Origin of the sequence: Collimonas pratensis (genome assembly GCF_001584185.1) — a bacterium.
GTDB classification, from domain to species: Bacteria; Pseudomonadota; Gammaproteobacteria; order Burkholderiales; family Burkholderiaceae_D; genus Collimonas; species Collimonas pratensis.
Genome location: NZ_CP013234.1, coordinates 3,818,643 through 3,841,332, shown reverse-complemented (window position 1 = coordinate 3,841,332; position 22,690 = coordinate 3,818,643). Strand labels below are relative to the sequence as shown.

Below are 22,690 nucleotides of genomic sequence, written 5' to 3'. Positions count from 1 at the left end.
CGTGAGATGGCTTGATTATCGAACACTTGCGCTCACTGTGCGTACTGTTCGACGACAAAGTGCGCAAGTGTTTGACGGCAGCGCCGGCGCCAGCGATATATTTCCATCCAGGCAGCCATATCTTGGCCGTTCCATCCGCTTGACGCACCTCAAGGAGAACAGCATGCACGCCAGACAGCAAGATCATTTTCCCGCAATGGAACCGCAGCCCCAGGTGCATGATGCCGCTACCTTGAGAAGCGCGGCGCAAGTACTCGATGCTTGCAAAAATGTGCGTGAAATGGCGCAGGAAGTGTCGGCGGCGGTCAAGCGCAATGAGATCTGGCGCGGCCAGCAATGCCTCAACCTGTTGGCGCCGGAAGCACCCACCAGTCTTACCGTGCGCAGCTTGCTGTCCGCAGAGATAGGCACGCGCGCGGCGGAAGGGCATATCGGGCCAGTCAACCGTTGGTTCGCCGGCACCCGCCATATCGATGAAGTGGAATCCTTGTGCATGGAGCTGCTCAAGCGCGCGCTGCGTGCCGAGTATGCCGATCATCGCCTGTGCGCCAGCATGATCGGCAACCTCGCGGTGTATACCGCACTGACCCAGCCCGGGGACACCGTGATGACGGCGCCGCAACCCTTCGGCGGCCACTCCAGCAACCGCGCCGACGGTCCGGCGGGGGTACGCGGCTTGAATATCATCGACATCCCTTTTACCCCGGAACTGGAAATCGATCTCGATGCTTTTCGCCGCGCCGCGCAGCAATACCAGCCGAAGCTGGTCACGCTGGGCATGTCGATGACGCTGTTCCCGCTGCCGGCCAAGGAGATCAGCGAGATCATCGCGCCCTGGGGCGGCAAGCTGTTTTTCGACGGCGCCCACCAGCTGGGATTGATCGCCGGCGGCCAGTTCCAGGATCCGCTGCGCGAAGGCGCGGCAGTGCTGACCGGTTCCGCCGGCAAGACCTGGAGCGGCCCGCAAAGCGGCATCATGGCCTGGAACGATCCTGCCATTACCGAACGGCTGGCATGGGCAGTGTTCCCGGTGCTGGCGGCTACCCACCAGGTGAATCGGGTAGCGGCGCTGGCGGTGTCGGCGGCGGAGATGATCGAATTCGGCCAGGTGTATATGGCGCAGATCGTCAGCAATTCGCAGGCGCTGGCGCGGGCGCTGGAGCAACGCGGCATCCCGGTGATCGGCGCCAGCCGCGGTTACAGCCAGACGCATCAGGTGATTGCCGACGTCCGCCAGTTCGGCGGCGGCCTGGAAGTGGCGCACCAGCTGGCGCGCGCCAACCTGATCACCAACAAGAACCTGATTCCGGGCGACGCCGCCAGCGACTGGGACCGTCCGAGCGGCTTGCGCATCGGCAGCATCGAAGTGACGCGGCTTGGCATGCGGGAAACGCAGATGGATGAGATCGCCGAATTCTTTGCGCGCGTGCTGTTGCGTAAGGAGCCGGTGGAGAAGGTACAGCAGGACGTAGTCGACTACCGGCGCCAGTACCAGACCCTGTATTACTGTTTTGAGAACGGCTTGCCGCCTGCGGCGTAGTCCTATTTCCTGACGGCCCTCAGTAAATCTGCGCAGCGACGTCGCGTATTGTTTGCTGCAGGATGGTCGCGCCCGGCGACAGGATTTGCAGGCGCCGGGTGATGATGCCGAAGCCGTCCATCTTGCACGGCAGTTCGATCGGCAGGATCGCCAGCACATTGACCTGTACATAAAAGCGCGCCACTTCGGCCGGCATCACATGCAGGAAATCGGTCTGCTGCAGCAGGCTGCTGATCACCAGGATCGCCGTGGTGTCGACCACATTGGCCGGCGGCGCCAGACCCTCCTTGTGGAACATCATCTCGACCCGGTGCCGCAGGATGCTGCCCTTCGGCGGCAGGATCCAGCCGCTGTCGGCGATATCTTTCAGCTGCAGGTTGGAGACATGACGCAGCGGGTGGTCGACCCGCGCCACTGCGCATACCGGTTCGTCCGACAGTTCTTCATATTCCAGGTTGCGGTTGTCATCCTGGTCCATGATGCGCGCCACCAGGAAGTCCAGCGAACCGCGCTGCAAGCGCTCCAGCAGGATGTTGCTGCTCTCGACTTCGACGCCGATGCGCAGCATCGGCGCCTGCTGCTTCAGGCGCGCAATCGCCGGCGGCAGCAACACCATGCCGGGCGACAGGATGGCGCCGACATTCACCTGCCCCGACAGACCGGACTTTAGCGCGGTGATGTCGTCATGCGCATGCGACAGGCTGGTCAGCGCCATGCGTGAATGGCGGATCATGGCTTCGCCGTAGATGGTCGGCCGCATGCCGCGCGGCAGCCGCTCGAACAACAGCACATCCAGCATGTCTTCCAGATCCTTGAGCTGCTTGGAAGCGGCCGGCTGGGTCATGTTAAGCGCTTCGGCGGCGCGGTGGATATTGCGTTCCTCGTCGAGCGCGATCAGCAGGAGCAGCTGGCGGGTTTTCAGGCGGGCGCGCAGAAACCAGTTGGTGTCGTTGGTGGACATGGTCGTCTCTTTAGTTGGTTTTTTTGTATGCCACCGGACCAATATTTCCACTAGGCAGCGTTCAAAATGATACCAAACATAGTATCAATGTGGCGCAAAAATTCATTGGATGGATATCAATCGAATCCTTACTATGGGGGCCAGCCTGATCTTCAGGCCCATATAAAACAAAATAAATCCAAGGAGACGCATGATGCTTTTCACTAATATCCCGGGCACACCTCTCAAGGCGCTGGCGGCCAGCGCGGCCTTCGGCCTGCTGGCCCTGGCCGCTGCGTCGGCGCAGGCGCAGACCAATGTCACCATCTATGGCCGGGTCGATGCCGGCGTCGATTATCAAACCAATGTTGCGCTGAAAGACGCCAACGGCAACCCAACCGGCCAGACCGGTAGCAAATTGGCGGCATCCGGCAATCAGTGGGGCACCAGCATGATCGGCTTCAAGGGCACGGAAGACCTGGGCGGCGGCCTGGGCGCCTTCTTCCTGCTGGAATCCGGCTTCGACGCCACCAAGGGCACCACCAACGGCAGCGCCTTGTTCAATCGCCGTTCGTATGTCGGCCTGAACGGCAGTGCCGGCTCGATCAAGTTCGGCAAAAACCTGTTCATCGTCAATGACGTCTGGAATCTCGATCCTACAGGTCAGCAATTCATGAGTACGCAGAATTTGGTCAAGGGCCGCAACTGGCCGGGCGCCAACAACGTCATCGAATACCAGACGCCAACATGGGGCGGCTTTAACGCCACCATGCAAACCAGTTTGGGCGAAAAAGCCGGTTCCACCAAGAATGGCCGCAGCGACGGCATATCTTTGGTATACGCCACCGGCGGCTTTGAGCTGCGTGCGATCTACGACGTTATCCGCGACGCTAATGGCCGGTATACCGATGTCTATACCGCATCCAAGGATCTGATTGTGGGCGGCACCTACACCGTGGATAAATTGAAACTGTTCGCCGGCTACGAGAATGTCTCAGCCCCGGATACCGCCGCGGCTACCGATCCGGACAAGATCAATCATTATTGGATCGGCGCCAACTACGCGGTGACACCGGCATTGACCCTGATCGGCGCTGCTTACCATGCCAAGCTCAATCACGATGCAGGAAGTGCCAGCCTGTTCATGGTCGGCGCCAATTACAACCTGTCGAAACGGACTTTGTTGTACGTGGATGTTGGTACGGTACGCAACAAGGGTAATGCCGATTTCGGCACAGAGTTCGATAGCCCATTGCCAGGCCATGCGCAAAACGCCGGTTATGCCGGTATCAGCCATTCGTTCTGATTTTTTGCTTTAAACTGATGGGTAATGCAATAACGAGGCTGCGAGGCCTCGTTATTATTTTTTTCAAGGATCTGTAATGACAACTGCAGCGGCCACCGCAAGCCTGGTATTCGACGGCAAACATCAGCTGGGAGAGGGCGTGCTGTGGTGCCAGCGCACGCAGCGCTTGCTGTGGACCGACATTCTTGGCGCCAGATTGTGGAGCCTGGCGCCGGCCACCGGCGTCAGCCAGAGCTGGCCCATGCCGGAGCGGCTGGCGACTTTTGCCCTGACCGCAGACGACGACAGGCTGCTGCTGGGGCTGGCTTCGCAGCTGGCCTGGTTCCATTTTTCCGAGCAGTCGGTAACGCCGATCTGCGCGGTCGAGGCGGAACTGCCGCATACCCGGGTCAACGACGGCCGCTGCGACCGTTTCGGCCGTTTCGTCTTTGGCACCAAGAACGACGCCGCCGACATGGCCGCCTGCGCCGGCTTCTACCGGCTCAACGCCGACCTGACGCTGGAACGCCTGGCGCTGCCGCCGGTGGCGATCAGCAACAGCATCTGCTTCAGTCCGGACGGCCACACCATGTATTACTGCGATTCGCTGAGCAAGAAGATTCACTGCTGCGACTACGATACCGAGGCCGGCACTATCAGCGGGCAGCGTCTGTTTGCCGACTTGTCGGCGCAGCCGGGCGAGCCGGACGGTTCTGCCGTCGACAGCCAGGGTTATCTGTGGAATGCCCAATGGGGCGGTCATCGCGTGCTGCGCCTGGCGCCGGACGGCAGCATCGAGCGCCTGCTCAAGGTGCCGGTGGCGCAACCCAGCTGCGTGGCGTTCGGCGGTGCGGACCTGAATGATTTATATATCAGCAGCGCGCGTGAATCGCTGTCTCCTGAAGCCTTGCTGGCTGAACCTGCGGCCGGCGGTTTGTTCCGCCATCATGTGGCGGATGTGCGCGGCTTGCCGGAAGCCCGTTTTGGCGGCGCCTGAGAGCGGCCGGCAATTGCACCTTGCTTACAGATAGCTGATGGTCATGATGACCGGGCGCGTATCGGCATCGGCGGCCGCGTTTTTTACTGATAATCCCAATTGTGCATCGCCCTGCAAAGCCATGCGGTAGGCGCTGGCTTCCTTGTCGCCCAGCGGCTTGCCGTCGCGCGTCAGGGTGACTGTTGTCTTGCTCAAGCCGGCGTCGGCGCCGATGCGCTGGAAGGTGACGTCGAAGGCGCTGCGCTGCTCGCAATGGATGTTGATCTGGCCGCGTTCGACGCTGCTGGTGCTGCACGGCGGCTCGACGATGCTGCCGACAAAATGGATGATGCCGCTATTAGCGCCAGCCATGGCGCCGGAGGCGGCGGACAGCAAAGCCGAAGCGGCAGCGAGTTTTAAGATGGCGATGTTCATTGTTACCCTTTCTAAGATCGTAAAACCCGCAAATGCGTTTCCACGTAGAAATAGTACTATATGGAAACTGCATCTGCCAGTATTTCACTGTGCTTAGTAGGGGTAAGGAGTTGCCTTTTTAGGGAGAAAAATCCTTTTTATGAAGGTGTCCGGCCTGCTTGTGCCTTGCTTGTACTTTGCTTATTCTCGCCTTATGCGGCCAGGATGCGCCCGATCGCGGCGCTGTTGACGGCAATCTTTTCACTATCTTGATACAGCAATTCCATGCGCTGCTGCAGCGGATGCCAGGCCGGCCAGTTCTCTGGTTTGGCCAACTGCTCCGCGTCCTGTTGCGCGGCTGTCAGCTGCACGGTCTCAGGCAGCTCGGATGGCGCCGGCGTGGCGGCAGGCGCATCCGGTGCCAGCGGCGCATCGGGATTGAGCACATGCTCGGCCAGCCCTAGCGTCTTGCAGACCCGTGCGGTAGCCGCATCGAGCTCTTCATTGACGGCGGCATGCGGCATGCCTTCGGCGTTACGCCGCAGCAGCATGCGCAAGGCCGCGACATGCGCCATCACCAGGTAATTCTGGACGATGAACTGGTTCAGGTTTTCCACCGCGCGATGCTTACTGACCGGCTCGTCGAGCATGCGCACCAGGGTCGACGCCAGTTCGGACATGCTATCGAGGAAACGCTTGCGGCAGACGCGGTAGATGAAATCGTCGAGCGCCTTGCCCTGCATCAGCTTGTTGCTGGCATCGAGAAAGCGCTGGTTGTTCTTGAGGACATTCTTGATCAGCTGCGGCAGGGTGCGATATTCCCAGCTCGGCAGCACGAAGCTGAAAGCGGTGGCGATCACGGCGCCGATCAGGGTATCGATCAGGCGCTCGCCGATGACATGGCCGCTGCTGGGAATCACCAGGTTGATCTGCAACAGGATCTGCATGCTGGCGGCAATCGCCGTGTAGCGGTACTTGACGTAGATGAAGGCGGGCGCCGCCACTGTCGCCATGAACAGGATACCGAGCAGAGCTACCGGTTCGTGCACGAAACGCAGGATCAGGGCGGTGGCGACGCAGCCGATCAGGGTCCCGATCAGGCGGTCGCCGCGGCGCTGCTTGGTCTGGCTGAAGCTGGGCTTGAGAATGATGGCGATGGTCAGCACCACCCAGTAGCCGTGGCCGGCGTAGGGCAGGGCGTCCGCGGCCAGCAGGCCGCAGGAAATCGCCAGCGCCGCCCGCACCGCAAAGCGGAAGGTCGGCGAATGCCAGCGCAGGTTGGCCACCAGCACGCCCAACTGGTATTTTTGCTGGGTCAGGAACGGCGTCATGTCCTTGCCCAGCAATACCGGCAACGGCCCTTGCACGCTTTGGGTGGCGTGCTGCAGCTGGTTGATCATGTCGATGGCGTCGACGATCTTGCCGTAGGTGGCGCGCAAGATATCGAGCGCTTCTTCCGAAACCTTGCCGGCCAGGCAGTCTTGCTGCAGCTGCTGCAGCTCGGCTTCGATCGAACGCATTTCAGCCTTGTAGCTGACGCTGGCGAAGGACTCGCGCTTGCGCGTGACGGCGTAGGCAATCGCTTCGATATCCTTGGCAGCCTTGTTGACCAGGTCGCGCAGATAGGTCAGCACTTCGGCGTCGGCCAGATGTTCGCGCAGGATGGCGTAGTCGGTATGGGTCGAGAGAATGTGCTCGTAGAGGTCGAACATGCCGAAATGGACTTGCACCAGGATCGCATCCTGCTGGTTGCGCGGATCGCGCAGGATCAGGTCGCGCGAGGCCTGCTGTTTTTCGGCCAGCACGATCTGTTGCCGCACCAGGGTATTGAACTGGCTGTTGAGGTCGACGTGCATGTCGTAGAAGTCGGCCTTGATATTGATATAGCGCGCCAGCTCGAACAGCGCTTCCGCCAGCACCTGCTGTTTGATGCGGCTGCGCAGGAACCACGACACCGTCATCGAATAGGCCAGGTAAGCCAGGCCGCCGCCGAGGAACAGGCCGGTGTGGAAAAACGCCTGCTCCACGTTCATGGCGTTTTCCATCGACAGGGTCATGGCGAACAGGGCGGAAAACTGCAAAGGCATGGCTTTTTTTCCATACACCAGCATCATGCTGGCGAGGAAGGTGACCACCACCAGCATGATGCTGAGCAGCCAGTGGAAGGGCGCACACAGGGTGACGATCAGCGTCACCGCGCTGCACAGCAGCACGCTGGACAGCATCTCGTTGAACTTGTGCCGCAGCGTGCTGGGCAAATCCATCAGGCTGGTGGAGAGGGCGCCGATGCAGACCGTCATCGCGGTCGGCAGGTCGCTGAACTGCAGCACCAGCATGGTCAGTCCGACCACCCCGGTGGCGATGCGCAAGCCAGTATAGAAATAGTGACTGAATATAAAGGTGCGCAGGTCCAGGGCGTAGTGCATGTAGATGTTTTTCTGCGGTAGCTGGCGAGGCTCAAAGTGTACCGCGTTTGCCAGGATAAATTAAGGCGGATGGTGCAAAAAAGACATGAAAGGAATTCACCTTCGACATACAGGGCGATTTCGCCGATTTTTACGGCTTTTTTACACTTTGTTTACACCCCTGTCCCCTCTCTTTACGACATTTTTAGGAACTTTTCTATAGCCTGTCACTACCGAAACTAACCTGTAATGAGGGTAATGATGGACCTGGCAATAGATGGAATGTTTGTCGGCGCAATCGTGGCGATGTTTATCGTCACCTGGGCGCTGGCAGTGGGCTGCAAGAAGCTGGAGGATGGTCAATGAACCCGTTTTATGTACTCGGCGCGGTAGTCACCGTCGCGCTGCTGGTGTATCTGGTCGTGGCGCTGATCAAAGCGGAGGAATTCTGACATGACCTCCCAATCCACCATGTTGCTGATTGCTTTCCTGGGGGTGTTGCTGATCCTGAGCTACCCGTTGGGCAAATTCATCGTGCAGGTCGCCGCAGGCTCCTCCGATCACGCTCCGGTCACCGGCTTCGGCTGGTTCAACCGGATTGAACAATGGCTGTACCGTTGCGCTGGCATCCAGGCCAAATCGGAAATGAACTGGAAGACCTATGCGCTGGCCCTGCTGCTTTTCAATACACTCGGCGCGCTGGCGACCTATGGCTTGCAGCGTTTTCAGCTTTGGCTGCCGCTGAACCCGCAGCACTTTGCTAATCTTAGCCCTGATTCTGCTTTCAACACAGCTGTCAGTTTTATCAGTAACACCAACTGGCAAGGTTATTCGGGCGAAAGCACGATGAGCTACCTGACCCAGATGCTGGTGCTGGCTGTGCAAAACTTCTTTTCCGCTGCCACCGGCATTGCGGTTGCCTTTGCCCTGATCCGTGGTTTCTCGCGTCACTCGGCACAGTCGATCGGCAATTTCTGGACTGACATCACCCGTTCCACAGCTTACATCCTGTTGCCGCTGGCGGTGATTTTCTCGGTGTTCCTGATCAGCCAGGGCGTGATCCAGAATTTCGATTCGTACAAGGATGCGACCATCGTGCAGCCGCTGACGTATCAGCAGCCTAAGGTCGGCGCCGATGGCCAGCCGGTCAACGATGCTGCCGGCAAGCCGGTGCTGGAAACCATGAACACCAAGGTGCAGACCCTGGCCATGGGCCCGGTGGCGTCGCAGGAAGCAATCAAGATGATAGGCACCAATGGCGGCGGTTTCTTCAACGCCAACTCGGCCCATCCTTATGAAAATCCGACGCCACTGTCGAACTTCATGCAGATGCTAGCGATCTTCCTGATCCCCGCAGCACTGTGCTTCACCTTCGGCTTCATGGTGGGCGATATCCGCCAGGGCTGGGCGGTGCTGGCGGCGATGACCTTGATTTTCGTCGTCATGACCGCGGTCGTGATGTATGCGGAACAGCAGTCGCATCCCGGCCTGACCGCGATGGGCATCGACCAGGCGCATAGCCTGCTGCAGTCCGGCGGCAATATGGAAGGCAAGGAAACCCGCTTCGGCATCAGCGCTTCGGCCCTGTTTGCAGCAGTGACCACAGCAGCTTCCTGCGGCGCCGTGAACGCCATGCACGATTCGTTTACTGCACTGGGCGGCCTGGTGCCAATGGCTTTGATCCAGATGGGCGAAGTGGTGTTCGGTGGCGTCGGTTCTGGCCTGTACGGCATGCTGGTGTTCGCCATCATGGCGGTGTTTATCGCCGGCTTGATGATCGGCCGTACGCCGGAATACCTGGGCAAGAAGATCCAGTCGTTTGAAATGAAAATGACCTCGATCGCGATCCTGGCGACACCGATCCTGGTGCTGGGCGGCACGGCAATTGCGGTCATGGCGACCGCCGGCGTGGCCGGCATCCTGAATCCCGGCGCGCATGGTTTCAGCGAAATCCTGTACGCCTTCTCGTCGGCTGCCAACAACAACGGCAGCGCCTTCGGCGGCCTGTCAGCCAACACGCCGTTCTATAACGTGATGCTGGCGATCGCCATGTGGTTTGGCCGCTTCATCATCATCGTCACGATCCTGGCGATGGCTGGTTCGTTTGCTGCCAAGAAGCGGCTGGAACCGAACTCCGGCACGATGCCGACCCATGGCCCGCTCTTCATCGTGCTGCTGATAGGCGTGGTGGTGCTGGTGGGCGTATTGAACTACGTACCGGCGCTGGCGCTTGGTCCGGTGGTTGAACATCTGCAGATGTTTGCAAAATAAAATCATTGTGGGACAGAGTTTATGAGCCACCGCAGCGTGGCGAATTACACGGTCTGTGCGACTCTGTCCCCAACTGACTAGATAAAACGGTTGAATAGTAAAGAAAAGTAGCTGGACCGAATGTAAGAGCCACAGTACGGCGAATTACTTAGTCCCCAACCAATCAAGAAGAAAGAACATCATGTCTCGCACCAATCTGACGCTCTTCGATTCCGCGCTGATGGGCCCGGCCATCGTCGCATCGTTCAAAAAGCTGGCGCCGCAAACGCAATTGCGCAACCCGGTCATGTTCGTGGTCTATGTCGGCAGTATCCTGACCACCCTATTGTATTTCCAAGCCCTGATCGGCAAGGGTGAAGCCAGTGCCGGCTTCATCCTGGCGATTTCTGTCTGGCTCTGGTTCACGGTCTTGTTCGCCAATTTTGCCGAAGCACTGGCAGAAGGCCGCAGCAAGGCGCAGGCGGAATCGCTGCGCGCACTGAAACAAACCGTTTCCGCCAAAAAATTGGACGCCAACAGCAAGTCCAAAGGCGCATCGAGCAACTGGTCGGCAACCCCGGCCAGCAACCTGCGCAAGGGCGATGTCTTTCTGGTGGAAGCCGGCGATGTCATCCCGGTCGACGGTGAAGTCATCGAAGGCGTGGCCTCGGTCGACGAAAGCGCGATCACCGGTGAATCAGCTCCCGTGATCCGTGAATCCGGCGGCGACTTTTCCGCCGTCACCGGCGGTACCCGTATCCTGTCCGACTGGCTGGTGGTGAGGGTCAGCGTCAATCCAGGCGAAGCCTTCCTGGACCGCATGATCTCCATGGTGGAAAGCGCCAAGCGTCAAAAGACACCGAACGAAATCGCCCTGACCATCTTGCTGGTGGCGCTGACCATCGTATTCCTGCTGGTGACCGTGACCTTGCTGCCGTTCTCGCTGTTCAGCGTGGCCGCCGCCAAGTTCGGCACGCCGATCACCATCACCGTACTGGTGGCTTTGCTGGTCTGTCTGATCCCGACTACCATCGGCGCCTTGCTGTCCGCCATCGGCGTGGCTGGCATGAGCCGCATGATGCAAGCCAATGTGATCGCCACTTCCGGCCGTGCGGTGGAGGCCGCCGGCGACGTCGACGTGCTCTTGCTGGACAAGACCGGCACCATCACCCTCGGCAACCGTCAGGCTTCAGCCTTCATTCCGGCGCCAGGCATCACCGAGCAGCAACTGGCCGATGTGGCGCAACTGGCTTCGCTGGCCGATGAAACACCGGAAGGCCGCAGCATCGTGGTGCTGGCCAAGCAGCGCTTCAACATCCGTGAACGCGAGATGAATTCCCTGCACGCTAGCTTCGTGCCGTTCACTGCGCAAACACGCATGAGCGGTATCGATATTGGCGACGCCGGCAAAATCCGCGCCATCCGCAAGGGTTCCTCGGAAGCCTTGAAGAACTACATGGCCGAACTGGGCCAGCCGTTCCCGGCCGAAGTGGCGCACAGCGTCGACGACGTCGCCCGCCGCGGCAGCACGCCGCTGGTGGTGGTGGACGAAGGCGTGGTGATGGGTGTAGTCGAACTGAAGGACATCGTCAAGGGCGGCATCAAGGAGCGTTTCGCCGAGCTGCGCCGGATGGGCATCAAGACCGTCATGATCACCGGCGACAACCGTCTGACGGCCGCCTCGATCGCAGCAGAAGCCGGGGTCGACGACTTCCTGGCGGAAGCGACGCCGGAAGACAAGCTGAAACTGATCCGCAGCTATCAGTCGGAAGGCCGGCTGGTAGCGATGACCGGCGACGGCACCAACGATGCGCCGGCGCTGGCGCAAGCTGACGTGGCGGTGGCGATGAACAGCGGCACACAGGCGGCGAAAGAAGCCGGCAACATGGTCGACCTGGATTCCAATCCGACCAAGCTGCTGGAGATCGTCGAGATCGGCAAGCAGATGCTGATGACGCGCGGCGCTTTGTCGACTTTCTCGATCGCCAACGATATCGCCAAGTATTTCGCGATCATCCCGGCCGCTTTCATCACCACTTACCCGCAGCTGGCGGCACTGAACGTGATGCACCTGGCCAGCCCGTCGTCGGCGATCATGTCGGCGGTGATTTTCAACGCCCTGATCATCGTCGTGCTGATCCCGCTGGCATTGAAAGGCGTGCGCTACCGCGCTGTCGGCGCCGCCTCGCTGCTGCGCCGCAACCTGCTGATCTATGGCCTGGGCGGCATCATCTTGCCCTTTATCGGTATCAAGCTGATTGACATGATCCTGTCAGTCATGCACCTGGTGTAATTAGGAGTATGGAAATGAAATCAGCATCCTCAACAACACTGCCGCCGGCAAAACTGGCGGTCCATTCGAAAGTATCGTCGCAGGGCGTGCTGCGCCCGGCGCTGGTGCTGTTCGTCGGCCTGACTATCCTGTGCGGCGTGATCTACCCGCTGGCCGTGACCGGCATCGGCAAGGCGGTGTTCCCGGACCAGGCTGCCGGCAGCCTGATCACGCACAATGGCAAGCTGATCGGCTCACGCCTGATCGGCCAGGAGTTTTCCGCGCCTAACTACTTCTGGGGCCGTTTGTCGGCTACCAGCCCGATGCCATACAACGCCCAGTCTTCGGGCGGCTCCAACTTCGGTCCGAGCAATCCGGCCCTGATTGATGCCGTCAAAGGCCGGGTGGACGCCCTCAAGGCGGCTGATCCGAGCAACACGCTGCCGATTCCGGTGGACCTGGTGACTGCTTCCGCCAGCGGCCTGGATCCGGAGATCAGCCTGGCCGCCGCCTACTACCAGGCCGGCCGCGTTGCACGTGAACGCAAGCTCGACGTCGATACCGTGCGCAGCCTGATCGCCAGCCTGCAATTGCAGCGCAGCCTCGGTTTCCTCGGCGAGCCGCGCGTCAATGTCATGGCATTGAACCTGGCGCTGGACCGGCAGCATCCTGCCGCAAACTAAGTTTCAACCCGGTTTCACCCCCGTTTCAATCTAAAGCGATAGTGGCTTGCAGGACTGACCGTACCTAGTACGGTCAGCTTCTGTACGCCCCTGTCTTCCGAAGATTGAAATACAACATCGTCACACTACCTTTTGTTTCACTTGGAACTCATGAAGAAAATACTCTATTTCGCTGGCCTGATGACTGTCATCGGCGTGACCGCTTTTACCGCAAACTGCTCGCAGGCAGAAGAGGCGGCAGCGGTTCCCGACAACGCGTTGACATTCAATGCCAGCCTGGTATCCGATTATCGCTTCCGCGGCATTTCGCAAACGCGCCTGGAACCGGCGCTGCAAGGCGGCGCCGACTACAGCAACAACCCGACCGGTATTTACGTCGGCACCTGGCTGTCGACACTGAAGTGGATCAAGGATAGCGGCGGCAGCGGTAATATCGAATGGGATATCTATGCCGGCAAGAAGGGTAACTTCACGCAAGACCTGAGCTACGATTTCGGCGTGCTGACCTATGTCTATCCATCGAACGACTTGCATCCGAACGCCGATACCACCGAACTGTACGGCCAGCTTGGCTACGGTCCGGCTTACATCAAGTATTCGCAATCGGTGACCAATCTGTTCGGCTTCGCCAACAGCAAGAACAGCGGCTACCTGGATATCGGCGCCAATATCGATGTGACCAATGGCTATACGGTCAATCTGCATGCCGGCCATCAAACCGTGAAGAACAATTCTGCTTCCAGCTATAACGATTGGAAAGTCGGCCTGACCAAGGATTTCGGCTTCCTGTCCGGCAGCGTTGCCTTGATCGGCACCGACACCAAGAGTTATGTCGGACCGTCGCCTGACCGTAAAGACCTGGGCAAGACTGCGCTGGTGATATCGGCGACGAAGACGTTCTGATAGTTGTTGCTCAGCTGTAGCTGTGGCCGGCAAGGGTAAAGCCTTCCGGCCGTTGCCATTTGTGACAGCCGAGAGGATGAGAATCTGAAATAGCATGCGATAGTGGCAACCGCGGATGAATTCCATCTACAATTGACGTATAACCTAACGGACCCTCAGCTGTCCGATACAACGGTAGCTCCAACCAGGCCCTCGATAAGCTTATGTCTTCACCCAATCCAAACGGCGACCTGCGTCCCGACCCGGACGCTCTGCTGGCGCAGCTGCAAGTGCAGGAGAGCCTGGCTGGGCGCGGCAAGCTGCGCATCTATTTCGGCGCTTCCGCTGGCGTCGGCAAAACCTACGCCATGCTCAGCGCGGCGCATAAACTGCATAGCGAGGGACGCGAGGTGCTGGCCGGGGTCATCGAAAGCCACGGCAGGGCGGAAACCGCAGCCTTGCTGAACGGCCTGGAGCTGCTGCCGCTCAAGCAGGTGGAATACCGCGACAAGCAGCTGCCGGAGTTCGACCTGGACGCAGCGCTGCAGCGCAAGCCTTCACTGATCCTGGTCGACGAACTGGCGCATTCGAACGCTTCCGGTTCGCGCCATCCGAAGCGCTGGCAGGATGTAGAAGAGTTGCTGAACGCCGGCATCGATGTCTTCACCACCCTCAATGTGCAGCATCTGGAAAGCCTGAACGACGTGGTGGGCGGCATTACCGGCATCCGGGTGGCGGAAACCCTGCCGGATACGGTGTTTGATGCCGCCGACGAAGTGGTGCTGGTGGATTTGCCGGCCGATGAACTGCTCAACCGGCTCAGGCTTGGCAAGGTGTACAAGCTGCCGCAGGCAGAACGCGCCTCGCGCAATTTTTTCCGCAAGGGCAATCTGATCGCGCTGCGCGAGCTGGCCTTGCGCCGCACCGCCGACCGCTTGCAAGGCGATGTCCAGGCCTATCGCATCGAAAAATCGATAGGCGCGGTGTGGCAAACCGATGCCGCGCTGCTAGCTTGCATCGGCCCTTCGCCGAGCGCAGAGCATGTGGTCCGCAGCACGGCGCGGCTGGCGACCCAGTTGAATGCCGAATGGCATGCGATTTATGTCGAGACGCCGAAATTGCAGCGCCTGTCTTCGGCCAAGCGCGAGCGCATCCTGAAGACGCTCAAGCTGGCGCAGGATCTAGGGGCGACTACGGCGGTCCTGGCGGGTAACGACGTTGCCGCAGCCATGGCCGCTTATGCACGCAGCCATAATTTTTCAAAGATGATCATCGGCCGCAGCCAACGCCAGTTTTTCTGGCAGCCGAGCCACGCCGCCCGCATCGCGGCGCAGGCCAGCGATATCGACCTGATCGAAATCGGCGTGCCGCCGGTCAGCGCCGCCGCCAAGGAAGAAGACGCCGCCGGCCGCAGTTTTCCGCGCCAGTTGCCCAAGCAAAGCCGGATCGAATGGTGGGGCTACGGCTGGGCGCTCGGTGTGTGTGTGCTGGTCACCTTGCTGGCGACGCCGATACTGCCGTTTTTCGATCTCGCCAATATCGTGATGCTATATCTGCTGGCGGAAGTCCTGATCGCCATCCGCTACGGCCGCGGGCCGGCCATTTTTGTCGCCCTGCTGAGCATCGCCTCTTTCGATTTCTTTTTCGTGCCGCCGCGCTTTTCCTTCGCCGTCAGCGATTTCCAATACCTGCTGACTTTCGGCGTGATGCTGGCGGTGGGCTTGACGATTACCCACCTGACCACCGGACTGCGCTACCAGGCCCGCATCGCCTCTGACCGTGAAGCACGTTCGCGCGCCTTGTTCGAGTTCGCGCGCGCCTTGTCGGGCGTGCTGCAAACCGAGCAGATTTTCGAAACCAGCCGCCAGTTCCTGCAGCGCAGCTTCCAGGCCAAGACCTTGCTGCTGGTGCCGGACGATGCCGGCCGCCTGCAGCTGCCGGCAGTGATACCGGAAGATGTCGCCAACGTTGCCGCCGCTCTCGATATGGGCATCGCCCAATGGGCCTTCGACAATGCCAGCAGCGCCGGCATCGGCACCGATACTCTGCCGGCCAGCAATTACCTGTACCTGCCGCTGGTGGCGCCGATGCGTACGCGCGGCGTGCTGGCGATCCTGCCGCACAGCCGGCGCTGGATCCTGATTCCGGAACAGCAACAGCAGTTGTATACCTTCGCCACCTTGACCGCGATTGCGCTGGAGCGGGTGCACTATGTCGAAGTGGCGCAGGACGCGCTGGTGCGGATGGAATCGGAACGCTTGCGTAACTCCCTGCTGTCAGCGCTATCGCACGATCTGCGTACGCCTTTGACGGCGCTGATCGGCCTGTCCGAATCGCTGGTGCTGTCGAAGCCGCCGCTGCAGGAGAACCAGCAGGTACTGGCGAGCGCACTGCATAGCGAAATGCTGCGCATGAGCGCACTGGTCACCAATCTGCTGGACATGGCCAGGATCCAGAGCGGCGAGGTGAAATTGAACTTGCAGTGGCAGCCATTTGAAGAAGTGGTCGGCAGCGCGCTGCGCGCCAGCAGCTCGGCATTGCAAGGGCATCAGATAGAAACACGGGTAGCGCATGAGCTGCCGCTGATCTGCTTCGACGCGGTCCTGATCGAGCGCGTGCTGTGCAACCTGCTGGAAAATGCCGCCAAATACACGCCGCCCGGCTCGCATATCGTGCTGGCGGCGGCGGTCAACGGCCGATTCCTGGCGGTCACCGTAGCGGACGACGGCCCGGGGCTGCCGAGCGGCATGGAAGACGCCATATTCGAGAAATTCACACGCGGCGAGCGCGAATCGGCCAAGCCCGGTGTCGGTTTGGGGCTGGCGATCTGCCGCGCGATTGTCGAAGCGCACGGCGGCACCATTCGTGCCCGCAGCGCCGACCATGGCGTTGGTGCGGAATTCATCTTTACCATCCCGCTCGGTACGCCGCCCAGCATGCCAGACCTGGAAGAGCACGACCTCAGAACGGATGTTGCCGCCGCTAGTGCCGGCAATATCGGCAACACGGAGAAAACATGACGATGCAGCCAACCCCTATTGCGCTACTGGTCGAAGACGAGCCGCAGATACGGCGCTTTGTACGCGCTGCCCTGGAAGACGAAGGCTGGCAGATCTTTGAAGCGCAGACCATGCAACGCGGCCTGATCGATTGCGGCACCCGCAAGCCCAACCTGGTGATCCTCGATCTCGGGCTGCCGGACGGCGACGGCGTCGATTTCATCCTGGATGTCAGGAAGTGGTCGCGCGTGCCCATCATCGTGCTGTCGGCGCGTGTCAATGAAGCCGACAAGATCAAGGCGCTCGATGCTGGCGCCGACGATTACCTGAGCAAGCCGTTCGGCGTCGGCGAGCTGCTGGCGCGCGTGCGCGCCACGCTGCGGCGGCAACACCAGCCGCTGGCCGACGACGACGGCCTGATCCGCTTTGGCGACGTTACGCTGGACCTGCAGGCGCGGCTGGTGACCAAGGCACAGCAGCCAGTGCACCTGACGCCGACCGAGTACCGCTTGCTGACAGTGCTGGTGGCCAACGCCGGACGCGTGGTGACCAATCCGCAATTGCTGAAAGAAGTATGGGGGCCGTCGCATTCCGAGAGCGGTCACTACCTGCGGATATATATGGGACACTTGCGGCAGAAACTGGAAGACGATCCGGCCCAGCCCAAGCATCTGCTGACCGAGACCGCGGTCGGCTACCGTATCCTGCTTTCCCAATAACAGCGTTGCAAACCAACGGAGACGAACATGGAGCGACCGGAATGCATCAAGAACTGGCAAGAGATCCAAGGCGCTGACGATTCACACTATCCCGGCAGCGCCGAGCTGATGTCCGTCGGCTCGCCGTTCGGCCGCAGCTTCGGCTTGAAGAGGATAGGGATCCACCATGAGGTGCTGGCGCCCGGACGCCGCACGTCCTGGCCGCATGCCGAGAAGACCGAAGAAGAATTCGCCTATGTCATCGAAGGCACGCCGGACGTCTGGCTGGATGGCCATCTGCACCGGCTGGCGCCGGGCGACGGCGTCGGTTTCGCCACCGGCACCGGGCTGGCGCATACCTTCATCAACAACACCGAGAGCGATGTGCGGCTGCTGGTGGTGGGCGAGTGCTTCCGCGCCGACAACCAGGTGATCTATCCCTTGCATCCGGCACGCAATGCCGAGATCGGCAGCCAGTACTGGAGCGATGCACCGCAGGATCCGCTGGGGCCGCACGACGGCTTGCCGGACAAATTGCGGCTGTCAAACGGTCCTTTCTGAATTGTGTATAGTGCTCGGACCACACACCATCACAGGATCAATTCATGCCAAATCGAGAACGTGTTGAAAGTTTCATAAAACTGGTTGTGCAAGGCAAATACGTGGAAGCGATCGAGGAGTTTTATACCGAAGACGCCTCCATGCAGGAAAACCAGGAACCACCGCGCAAGGGAATGCCGTTGCTGGTGGCGGGCGAGGAAAAAGCGCTGTCGGCGGTCAAGGAAATCCGCACGCTGGCCGCCAAATCCTTCCTGATCGACGGTGACCGCGTCGCCATCAACTGGCTGTTCGAGATCGAACTGCCGGACGGCCGCAGCTTCCGGCAAGATGAAATCGCCTACCAGGTCTGGCGCGGCGACAAGATCGCGGAAGAACAGTTTTACTACGATCCCGGCCAGCGCAAGCCGGCCTGAGCAAGCTCTCCTGCCGGTTTCGTGAAATAGGTGTAAACTACAAAAAGACAGATGCATCACTGCTTGCATCTGTCTTTTTGTTTACCCTACGGTTATCGGCAGTGCAACGTACTCTCCTCATCCCGCTGATTGTTGCTTGTGCGCTGTTCATGGAAAACATGGACGCGACGGTGATTGCCACCTCCTTGCCGGTGCTGGCGCGCGACCTCGGACAAGATCCGCTTACCCTGAAACTTGCCCTGACCTCGTATGTGGTCGGCCTCGGTGTCTTCATTCCGATCAGCGGCTGGGTCGCCGACCGTTTCGGCGCCCGCACCGTGTTCCGTTCAGCGATCCTGGTGTTCTTGTGTGGTTCGCTGATGTGTGCGGCTTCCAGTTCGCTGGCGGCCTTCGTCGCCGCCCGCTTTTTGCAAGGCATAGGCGGCGCCATGATGGTGCCGGTCGGCCGTATCGTGATTTTTCGCACGGTGCCGCGCACCGAGCTGGTCAAGGCGATCAGCTACCTGACGATTCCGTCGCAGCTGGGGCCGGTGATCGGACCGCCGCTGGGCGGTTTCATCACCACCTATTTCCATTGGCGCTGGATCTTCCTGATCAACGTGCCGATCAGCATCCTGGGCATGTACCTGGCCAGCAAATACATAGAGAATTACCGCTCCGACGATTTGCAGCCGCTCGACATGAAAGGCTTTGTGCTGTCGGCGGTCGGCAGTACGCTGCTGATGCTGGGTCTGTCGATGATCGACGGCGAGCTGCTGGCTTCGGAATGGGCATTTGCCATGTGCGTAGTGGGTGGCCTGACCTTGTATGTATATCTGCTGCACGCGCGGCGTGAGCCGTTTCCGCTGCTGGATCTGCGCCTGCTGCGGATCCCGACCTTCCGCGCCAGCGTGCTGGGCGGCTCGCTGTTCCGCATCGGCCTGGGCGCGGTGCCGTTCCTGTTGCCGTTGGCTCTGCAGGTTGGCTTCGGCATGAACGCCTTCCATGCCGGCACCATCACCTGTGCCTCGGCCTTCGGCGCGATCTTCATGAAAGCCATCGGCACCTCGGTGCTGCGCCGTTACGGCTTCCGTTCTGTGCTGATCTGGAACGCGGTGCTGGCCGGACTGGCGTTGGCCTCGTATGGCCTGTTCACGCCGACCACGCCGTACCTGGTGATGATGGCGGTAGTCTTGCTGGGCGGCTTTTTCCCGTCGATGCAGTTCACCTGTCTGAACACCATGGCTTACGCCGACCTGGATAGCGCCGACGTCAGCCGGGCCACCAGCCTGGCCAGCGTGGTGCAGCAGATTTCCTTGGGCTTGGGAGTCACGATAGGCGGCCTGGCGGTACATTTCTCCAGCCGCCTGCAAGGACATGAAACCATCGTCGCCGGCGATTTCTGGCCAGCCTTCATCGTCATCGGCCTGTTCTCGATGGCATCGATTCCGGTGACACGCCGCTTGCCCTTGAATGCCGGGGCGGCGTTGACCGGGCATAAGCCGGCGTAGGGCGACTTCTGATTAGTTGAGATAACGCGAGTCATCTGGGGTCAGAGTCGACTTTCGCGGCGCTGTATCGCGAAACTCGACTCTGACCCCACATGACGGATTCGGAGAAAGAACGAGCGCGCTGCTGGATTTTTTCTGACGACGAGAGGTATGCACTCCGTGGCCCGCTAAGTGGGGTCAGAGTGAAGTTTCTGCAAAAAGCCCGCAGAAAGTTCACTCTGACCCCAGTTAGCTACTCTGACCCAGTTAGCTAAGCCTAAGCGTGTTCAGCACGACGAACTACCGTATTAATCAAACTTCCGCAATCCGCTTGGCGATATGCGCCAGTGCTTCTTCCACCTGGTCGACCAGGATCAGACACAGGTCGCCTGGCGCCAAATGCGACAAGGCGGTATCGATGGCGATGAATTCGCCGTTGATTTCCTCGGTGGCGGTAGTGCGGCGGGCATTCTTCAAGCCTTCGCGCAGCAAGCCCAGCACTTCGCCGTCGGCGCGGCCGCGCTGGCACTGGTCTTGATAAAGAATCACTTCGTCGAAGGCGTCGCCCAGGATTTCGGTCTGGTGGCGGATATCAATATCGCGGCGGTCGCCGGCGCCACTGATGACTACCGAGCGGCGTTTGGCGGGCATGCTGTCGATCGCCTTCACCAGCGCCTGGATGGCGTCCGGATTGTGGCCATAGTCGGCGATCAGGGTGGCGCCGCGGTACTCGAACACATTGAAGCGGCCGGGCGCGGTAGCAGCATCGTTGATGAAACTGGCGAGGCCGGCGTGGATCACATCCCAGTCAAGATTCAAGGCCCAGGCGGCTGCGATGGCAGCCATGGCGTTCTCGACCTGGAAACCGATGCTGCCGTTGCGGGTCAGTGGAATCTCCTGCAGCGGCAGCCGGTGTTCCTGCTTGCCCTTGGCGGCGACGATGGCGTTGCCGTCCTGGTAGACCACTCGGTGGCCCTGGGCGCGGTGGGTGGTCATCAGGGGGTGATGGAAATCGTGGGCGAAGAATGTAATCGAACCGGGGCAGGCCTTGGCCATGCTGGCCACCATCGGATCGGCAGCGTTCAGGACAGCATGGCCTGCGGGTGCGACGTTTTCTACAATGACGCGCTTGACCACGCTCAGGTCTTCCACCGTGCTGATAAAACTCAGGCCGAGATGATCGCCCATGCCGATGTTGGTGACCACGGCGACGTCGCAGCGGTCAAAGCCCAGGCCCTCGCGCAGGATGCCGCCACGCGCGGTTTCAAACACCGCGGCGTCGACATCCGGATGCATCAGGACATTGCGGGCGCTGCGCGGACCGCTGCAGTCGCCGGTGTCGATACGTTGTTTTTCAATGTAGACGCCATCGGAATTAGTCATGCCGACGCGCAGGCCCTTGCGGCCCAGCAGGTGGGCGATCAGGCGCACGGTAGTGGTCTTGCCGTTGGTGCCGGCCACCGCTACCAGCGGGATGCGGCCATTGTCGCCGTCTTCAAACATGGTCGACATGATGGCGGCGCCGACCGCGCGGCCCTTGCCGTAGGAAGGGCTGATATGCATGCGCAGGCCGGGCGCGGCGTTGACTTCGACCACGCCGCCTTCCTGTTCTTCCAGCGGCTGATGGACGTTGTTGCAGACCACATCGACGCCGCAGATGTCGAGGCCGACCATTTGCGCCGCTGCGACGGCGCGCGCCGCCAGTTCAGGGTGTACGTCTTCGGTGACGTCGGTGGCGGTGCCGCCGGTGCTCAGGTTGGCATTGTTGCGTAACACCACGCGCGTGCCTTGCGGCGGCACCGAATCGGCAGCGTAATTCTGTTTCGCCAGCGTCGCCAAGGCAATCGCATCAAAGCGGATCTTGGTCAGCGAGGTGGCATGGCCTTCGCCGCGCAGCGGATCGCTGTTGACATGGTCCACCAGCTGGCGGATGGTGCGCACGCCATCGCCGATCACTTGCGGCGGATCGCGGCGGGCCGCGGCCACCAGATGGTTGCCGACCACCAGCAGGCGGAAGTCGTGGCCGGGCAGGTAGCGTTCGACGATCACTTCCGAACAGATCTCTGCAGCGACGGCGAAGGCCGCCATGACTTGTTCGCGCGCGCTGATGTTGACCGCCACGCCCTTGCCCTGGTTGCCGTCGCGCGGCTTGAGCACGACCGGACTGGCGATTTCCTGGGCCGCGGCCCAGGCTTCTTCGGCGCTGGAAACCACGCGTCCCATAGGTACCGGCACGCCGGCGGCGTTCAGCAGCTTCTTGGTCAGGTCCTTGTCTTGCGCGATCGATTCGGCGATGGCGCTGGTGTGATTGGTTTCCGCGGCCTGGATGCGGCGCTGGCGGCTGCCCCAGCCGAACTGCACCATGCTGCCGCCGGTCAGGCGGCGGAACGGAATGCCGCGCGCTACCGCGGCTTGCACGATGGAACCGGTGCTAGGGCCGAGGCGGATGTCTTCGTCGAGTTCCTGCAGGCTCGCCAGCGCGCTGGCGAGGTCGAAAGGCTGATCCGTCAAGGCCGCCAGGCACAGTTGCCGTGCCAGCTCGAAAGCCAGCTGGCCGACTTCTTCTTCGCTGTATTCGACGATCACCTGGTAGACGCCGGTTTCCATGGTTGGCACGGTGCGGCTGAAGGTGACCGGACAGCCGGCTTCGGACTGCAGCCCGAGGGCGGCGATTTCCAGGGCATGCGCCATGGAAATCACTTCGTTCTTGCCGGTCGCCTGGAGGAAGCCCATTTGCGGAAAGCGTTCACGCAGCTTGGCCTCGAAGCCGGCGATGCCGGCAATGGCGCGTTCCGCTTCGGCGCAGGACACAATGGCTTCAATAGCGGTATGTCGACTCCACAGATTGGGGCCGCGAAGTACTCGGATACGTGATACGTCCATCGACAGGTTTTCCTAATTTC

General features: G+C 60.6%; 17 protein-coding genes. 13 read left to right on the top strand and 4 right to left on the bottom strand.

What is annotated here, in order from left to right:
• Positions 1 to 163 precede the first annotated feature (163 nt).
• On the top strand, positions 164 to 1,540 hold the full coding sequence (locus tag CPter91_RS17175) for a serine hydroxymethyltransferase (RefSeq protein WP_236905845.1): 1,377 nt from the start codon (positions 164 to 166) through the stop codon (positions 1,538 to 1,540).
• A 19-nt stretch (positions 1,541 to 1,559) separates the two neighbouring features.
• On the opposite strand, the gene CPter91_RS17170 is transcribed toward CPter91_RS17175, so the two are convergent.
• The gene (locus CPter91_RS17170; protein ID WP_061942313.1) at positions 1,560 to 2,501 is read right to left on the bottom strand and encodes a LysR family transcriptional regulator; all 942 of its coding nucleotides are present in this window, start codon (positions 2,499 to 2,501) and stop codon (positions 1,560 to 1,562) included.
• A gap of 190 nt (positions 2,502 to 2,691) precedes the next feature.
• Here CPter91_RS17170 and CPter91_RS17165 point away from each other — a divergent pair, with 190 nt between their 5' ends.
• Positions 2,692 to 3,786: a porin gene (locus CPter91_RS17165; RefSeq protein ID WP_417924823.1), complete on the top strand. Its 1,095-nt coding sequence runs from the start codon at positions 2,692 to 2,694 to the stop codon at positions 3,784 to 3,786.
• 76 nt (positions 3,787 to 3,862) lie between these two features.
• Positions 3,863 to 4,762 (top strand): SMP-30/gluconolactonase/LRE family protein, encoded by a 900-nt coding sequence (locus CPter91_RS17160; RefSeq protein ID WP_061942311.1) that lies wholly within the window; start codon positions 3,863 to 3,865, stop codon positions 4,760 to 4,762.
• Positions 4,763 to 4,786: 24 nt separating this feature from the next.
• Here CPter91_RS17160 and CPter91_RS17155 read toward each other — a convergent pair whose 3' ends face one another.
• Together CPter91_RS17155 and CPter91_RS17150 are read right to left on the bottom strand one after the other, a co-directional pair.
• Positions 4,787 to 5,176, bottom strand: a complete 390-nt coding sequence (locus tag CPter91_RS17155) for a hypothetical protein (protein ID WP_061942309.1) — start codon at positions 5,174 to 5,176, stop codon at positions 4,787 to 4,789.
• Positions 5,177 to 5,367: 191 nt separating this feature from the next.
• Positions 5,368 to 7,581, bottom strand: coding sequence for an FUSC family protein (locus CPter91_RS17150; RefSeq protein WP_061942307.1), 2,214 nt, complete (start codon positions 7,579 to 7,581; stop codon positions 5,368 to 5,370).
• Between the two features lie 341 nt (positions 7,582 to 7,922).
• On the opposite strand from CPter91_RS17150, the gene kdpF reads away from it, so the two are divergent.
• The 10 genes from kdpF (at position 7,923) to CPter91_RS17100 (ending at position 19,808) form a co-directional block, all read left to right on the top strand.
• Positions 7,923 to 8,012, top strand: coding sequence for a K(+)-transporting ATPase subunit F (gene kdpF, locus CPter91_RS17145; protein WP_038491105.1), 90 nt, complete (start codon positions 7,923 to 7,925; stop codon positions 8,010 to 8,012).
• A gap of 1 nt (position 8,013) precedes the next feature.
• Complete coding sequence (gene kdpA, locus CPter91_RS17140) at positions 8,014 to 9,831, top strand: potassium-transporting ATPase subunit KdpA (protein WP_061942305.1); 1,818 nt, start codon at positions 8,014 to 8,016, stop codon at positions 9,829 to 9,831.
• A 181-nt stretch (positions 9,832 to 10,012) separates the two neighbouring features.
• Positions 10,013 to 12,103 (top strand): potassium-transporting ATPase subunit KdpB, encoded by a 2,091-nt coding sequence (gene kdpB, locus CPter91_RS17135; RefSeq protein ID WP_061942303.1) that lies wholly within the window; start codon positions 10,013 to 10,015, stop codon positions 12,101 to 12,103.
• A gap of 14 nt (positions 12,104 to 12,117) precedes the next feature.
• On the top strand, positions 12,118 to 12,765 hold the full coding sequence (gene kdpC / locus CPter91_RS17130; RefSeq protein WP_061946356.1) for a potassium-transporting ATPase subunit KdpC: 648 nt from the start codon (positions 12,118 to 12,120) through the stop codon (positions 12,763 to 12,765).
• A gap of 150 nt (positions 12,766 to 12,915) precedes the next feature.
• Positions 12,916 to 13,668, top strand: coding sequence for a TorF family putative porin (locus CPter91_RS17125; protein WP_061942301.1), 753 nt, complete (start codon positions 12,916 to 12,918; stop codon positions 13,666 to 13,668).
• A 203-nt stretch (positions 13,669 to 13,871) separates the two neighbouring features.
• On the top strand, positions 13,872 to 16,667 hold the full coding sequence (kdpD, locus tag CPter91_RS17120) for a two-component system sensor histidine kinase KdpD (RefSeq protein WP_061942299.1): 2,796 nt from the start codon (positions 13,872 to 13,874) through the stop codon (positions 16,665 to 16,667).
• A gap of 2 nt (positions 16,668 to 16,669) precedes the next feature.
• Positions 16,670 to 17,365, top strand: a complete 696-nt coding sequence (kdpE, locus tag CPter91_RS17115; protein ID WP_061946353.1) for a two-component system response regulator KdpE — start codon at positions 16,670 to 16,672, stop codon at positions 17,363 to 17,365.
• Positions 17,366 to 17,392: 27 nt separating this feature from the next.
• Positions 17,393 to 17,905, top strand: coding sequence for a cupin domain-containing protein (locus tag CPter91_RS17110; RefSeq protein ID WP_061942297.1), 513 nt, complete (start codon positions 17,393 to 17,395; stop codon positions 17,903 to 17,905).
• Between the two features lie 44 nt (positions 17,906 to 17,949).
• A complete protein-coding gene (locus CPter91_RS17105; protein WP_061942295.1) occupies positions 17,950 to 18,318 on the top strand; it encodes a nuclear transport factor 2 family protein in 369 nt (122 codons plus the stop codon).
• A 101-nt stretch (positions 18,319 to 18,419) separates the two neighbouring features.
• Entirely contained in the window at positions 18,420 to 19,808 is a 1,389-nt protein-coding gene (locus tag CPter91_RS17100) for an MFS transporter (RefSeq protein ID WP_167595188.1), read from the top strand.
• Between the two features lie 291 nt (positions 19,809 to 20,099).
• Here the strand turns inward: CPter91_RS17100 and cphA are convergent, their stop codons facing one another.
• Positions 20,100 to 22,670, bottom strand: a complete 2,571-nt coding sequence (gene cphA, locus CPter91_RS17095; protein ID WP_061942291.1) for a cyanophycin synthetase — start codon at positions 22,668 to 22,670, stop codon at positions 20,100 to 20,102.
• Positions 22,671 to 22,690 lie beyond the last annotated feature (20 nt).

Bases quoted from the DNA above. Each gene is read 5' to 3' on its own strand.
- CPter91_RS17175 (WP_236905845.1), top strand. From the start codon at position 164: ATGCACGCCAGACAGCAAGATCATTTTCCCGCAATGGAACCGCAGCCC.
- CPter91_RS17170 (WP_061942313.1), bottom strand. From the start codon at position 2,501: ATGTCCACCAACGACACCAACTGGTTTCTGCGCGCCCGCCTGAAAACC.
- CPter91_RS17165 (WP_417924823.1), top strand. From the start codon at position 2,692: ATGATGCTTTTCACTAATATCCCGGGCACACCTCTCAAGGCGCTGGCG.
- CPter91_RS17160 (WP_061942311.1), top strand. From the start codon at position 3,863: ATGACAACTGCAGCGGCCACCGCAAGCCTGGTATTCGACGGCAAACAT.
- CPter91_RS17155 (WP_061942309.1), bottom strand. From the start codon at position 5,176: ATGAACATCGCCATCTTAAAACTCGCTGCCGCTTCGGCTTTGCTGTCC.
- CPter91_RS17150 (WP_061942307.1), bottom strand. From the start codon at position 7,581: ATGCACTACGCCCTGGACCTGCGCACCTTTATATTCAGTCACTATTTC.
- kdpF (WP_038491105.1), top strand. From the start codon at position 7,923: ATGAACCCGTTTTATGTACTCGGCGCGGTAGTCACCGTCGCGCTGCTG.
- kdpA (WP_061942305.1), top strand. From the start codon at position 8,014: ATGACCTCCCAATCCACCATGTTGCTGATTGCTTTCCTGGGGGTGTTG.
- kdpB (WP_061942303.1), top strand. From the start codon at position 10,013: ATGTCTCGCACCAATCTGACGCTCTTCGATTCCGCGCTGATGGGCCCG.
- kdpC (WP_061946356.1), top strand. From the start codon at position 12,118: ATGAAATCAGCATCCTCAACAACACTGCCGCCGGCAAAACTGGCGGTC.
- CPter91_RS17125 (WP_061942301.1), top strand. From the start codon at position 12,916: ATGAAGAAAATACTCTATTTCGCTGGCCTGATGACTGTCATCGGCGTG.
- kdpD (WP_061942299.1), top strand. From the start codon at position 13,872: ATGTCTTCACCCAATCCAAACGGCGACCTGCGTCCCGACCCGGACGCT.
- kdpE (WP_061946353.1), top strand. From the start codon at position 16,670: ATGCAGCCAACCCCTATTGCGCTACTGGTCGAAGACGAGCCGCAGATA.
- CPter91_RS17110 (WP_061942297.1), top strand. From the start codon at position 17,393: ATGGAGCGACCGGAATGCATCAAGAACTGGCAAGAGATCCAAGGCGCT.
- CPter91_RS17105 (WP_061942295.1), top strand. From the start codon at position 17,950: ATGCCAAATCGAGAACGTGTTGAAAGTTTCATAAAACTGGTTGTGCAA.
- cphA (WP_061942291.1), bottom strand. From the start codon at position 22,670: ATGGACGTATCACGTATCCGAGTACTTCGCGGCCCCAATCTGTGGAGT.